3 protein-coding genes and 1 pseudogene are annotated in these 2,973 nt (G+C 72.3%); 1 reads left to right on the forward strand and 3 read right to left on the reverse strand.

Annotation, left to right across the window (positions count from 1 at the left end):
- Positions 1-360: 360 nt before the first annotated feature.
- The 3 genes from B2K11_RS16930 to B2K11_RS16940 form a co-directional block, all read right to left on the reverse strand.
- On the reverse strand, positions 361-1,236 hold the full coding sequence (locus tag B2K11_RS16930; RefSeq protein WP_163620010.1) for an ABC transporter permease: 876 nt from the start codon (positions 1,234-1,236) through the stop codon (positions 361-363).
- Positions 1,233-2,207, reverse strand: coding sequence for an ABC transporter ATP-binding protein (locus B2K11_RS16935; protein WP_163620012.1), 975 nt, complete (start codon positions 2,205-2,207; stop codon positions 1,233-1,235). The genes B2K11_RS16930 and B2K11_RS16935 overlap by 4 nt, the downstream gene beginning before the upstream one ends.
- 116 nt (positions 2,208-2,323) lie before the next feature.
- The gene (locus B2K11_RS16940) at positions 2,324-2,668 is read right to left on the reverse strand and encodes a hypothetical protein (RefSeq protein WP_163620014.1); all 345 of its coding nucleotides are present in this window, start codon (positions 2,666-2,668) and stop codon (positions 2,324-2,326) included.
- 181 nt (positions 2,669-2,849) lie between these two features.
- Between B2K11_RS16940 and B2K11_RS20700 the strand changes: the two are divergent.
- A pseudogene (locus B2K11_RS20700) lies at positions 2,850-2,973 on the forward strand (aspartate aminotransferase); the annotation flags it as partial.

A 2,973-nucleotide genomic window follows, 5' to 3' on the forward strand; every position in this document is an offset into this window, starting at 1 on the left:
GAACGCGGGGTACCGCCACGCCGCCCGCGGTGGTTCGACGGCGGCGCGGCCGACGACGGCGTAGCCCGCCACGAAGAGCACGAGCGCTGCGAGACTCACCGCGGTGCGCGAGGGCGTGGGCGGCACGAAGAGGAACAACACGCCGAGGGCGATCACTGTCGCCACGATGGCGACGATCGCATCCCACCGCCGCTCACTCAACATGCTCCGCCACCCGCGCTTCTCTCCGTCCGTCTCCCGCGCCCCGCGTCGAACCTGCCGGGGCACGCACCGTCAGGCTAGCGGCGCGAGCCCGCCACGCGCCCGGTGCGAGCCTGCCCGCGCGGGGTTCGGGCCGGGCCCGGGGGCAGGCGGGCGGGCTCACGCATCACGGCGCATCCACCGGAAGGTGACGCGGGAGAGCACCAGCCCGACGACGAGCCAGACGGCGAGCGCGATCGCGACGCCCGCGAGGTCCCACTCGCCGTTCTGCTCGAGCGCCGCGTACTCCTCCGGCAGGAAGACGGCGCGCATGCCCTGCGCCATCCACTTGAGCGGGAAGAGCCCGGCGAGGTTCTGCAGCCACTCCGGCAGCTGCGAGAACGTCAGATACACGCCGGAGATGAACTGGAGCGCGAGCGCGATCGGCACGACCACGGCGGTGGCGCTCTTGCCGGTGCGCGGCACCGCCGACAGCGCGACGCCGAGCAGCGCCGAGGTGGTGATACCCAGCACGAACACCCAGGCGAACGTCGCCCAGCTCTCGGCGGAGGTCGGAAGGTCCACGCCCAGCACGAGCGACGCGAAGGCCAGCAGCAGCGCGGACTGCAGCACACCGGTCACGAGGACCTGCCCGATCTTCCCGAGGAAGTAGCTCACCGGAGACAACGGCGTGCCGCCGAGGCGCTTGAGCATACCGTCCGAGCGCTCGACCGCGATATCCATCGCGAGGTTCTGAAAGCCCGACAGCAGCAGACCGGCGGCGATCATGCCGGGCAGGTACAGCTGCGCCATCGGGATGGCCGGCACGCCCGGGGCGATCTGCACGTCGCCGTCCGAGCCGAAGGCCACGCTGAACAGTCCCAGCATGAAGATCGGGAACAGGAAGGTGAAGAAGAGCGTGTCGCCCGAGCGGAAGTACTGCACGAGCTCGAAGCGGGCGCGCCAGATCCCCACGGCGAAGATGCCGCGTCGTCGTGAGTGACGCCGCGCCGGCATCGGCCGACTCGGCGACGTGCTGCGGGTCGTGGTGCTCATCGCTCTTCCCCTCCGATCGCGACGGCATCGCCGATGCTGTCGCGGGTCCCCACGACCCCTCCACGCGCCGCTGACGCGTCGCGCGGAGCCTCTGGCCGCGTGGGCCCAGACTCGGCCTCGGCGACGAGCGCCAGGTAGATGTCCTCGAGACTCGGGCGCACGATCTCGAGCTCATCGGGCGCGCCGCCGAGCCGGGCGGCCAGCGCCGTCGCGAACTCGAACGGGTCGGCGGTGCGCTCCTGCCGCGGCATTCCTTGCTCGCGCCACTTCACGATCGGCATCCGTGCCTCATCGCCGCCGAACCCCGCGACCGGGCCGATCGCACGCATACGCCCCGCCGCGATCACCGCGACGCGGTCGGCGAGCTGCGCGGCCTCATCGAGGTAGTGCGTGGTGAGCACGATCGTGGTGCCCTCGGCCTGCAGACCGCGGATGAGGTCCCAGAACTCCCGGCGCGCATGCGGATCGAACCCCGTCGTCGGCTCGTCCAGGAACAGCAGCTCAGGTCGGCCGATGATGCCCAGCGCGACATCGACCCGCCGCTGCTGCCCGCCCGAGAGACGCGAGATACGCGTCTTCGCCTGGGCCTGCAGGCCCACAGCCGCGATCACCTCGTCGACGTCGCGTGGGTTCGGGTAGAACCCCGCGAACTGCCGCAGCTGCTCGCGGACCGTCGTGAGACCGGACTGCCCCGTGGACTGCAGCACAATGCCCAGCCGCGCCTTCAGGTCGAGACCGCCCGTCGCCGGGTCCACGCCGAGCACTTCGACGTCGCCGCCCGTCCGACGCCGATATCCCTCGAGGATCTCGACCGTCGTCGACTTGCCCGCGCCGTTCGGCCCGAGCAGCGCGAAGGTCTCGCCCCGCTCGATCTCGAACGACACGCCGTCGACCACGGCTCGGTCGCCGTACGTCTTCCGCAGGTCGCGCACCCGCACCGCGACCTCGCCCGCACCCTCATCCGTCTGCATGCCTCCAGCCTCGCCGCCGCAGCAGCCCGAGACCAGCGGTCATCCGCTGGAGCAGGCATCCCCCATTCGGTGGATGCTGAAGCCTGCGGTTCGCCGGCGGGTGGAGCAGAACGGAGTCAGCGTCCCGGCGCCGGGATGGGCACCGCGACGGCGGCCACGGCGCCGGCCGCGGCATCCGCTCGCTCTTCGGCGCGGAGCAGGCGCTGGCCGCGGATGCCGCCCGCGAGCGCCCAGGCAAGCAGCCAGACGCCCGACCCGATGGTGATGACGGCGGCGGCGCGGAGCCCGGCCTCGGGATCGAGCAGCACGACGAGGGCGATGAGCGACAGCACGCCGCCGAAGATCGCGCCCGTGGCGCCGACCCTGGTGAGCATGCAGCCGCGCGCGAGCCACCACGCGATCCCGCCCGCAGTGACGAGCACGAGCGCGAGCACGACGGCTCCCCAGATCCAGGCGTCCACGAGGCACAGGGTACCGCGCAGCGGCACGGCCGGGAAGGGGGCGCTCCAGGGAATGGGACGGTCGCGGAAGACGCCGCTCGCCGGACGCTCCGTCGCGCACGCCGCGCATCGCGCACATTCCCGGGCCGCACGGGTGCGATTGGCCGCTGACCACGTCGCCCGCTCGGACTACGCTCGAAGCGTGACAGAACGCGCCCCGCTCACCCGCACGCCCTCGCTCTCCCGCAAGCTCAGCGCCATCGCCGAGTCGGCCACCCTCAAGGTCGATGCCAAGGCCAAGGCCCTGCAGGCCGCCGGCCGGCCGG

Origin of the sequence: Microbacterium sp. B35-30, from assembly GCF_010634855.1 — a bacterium.
In the GTDB taxonomy this organism is placed as follows: Bacteria; Actinomycetota; Actinomycetes; order Actinomycetales; family Microbacteriaceae; genus Microbacterium.

Excerpts from the sequence above, each read along its gene's own strand:
- B2K11_RS16935 (WP_163620012.1), bottom strand. The coding sequence starts at position 2,207 with ATGCAGACGGATGAGGGTGCGGGCGAGGTCGCGGTGCGGGTGCGCGAC.
- B2K11_RS16930 (WP_163620010.1), bottom strand. The coding sequence starts at position 1,236 with ATGAGCACCACGACCCGCAGCACGTCGCCGAGTCGGCCGATGCCGGCG.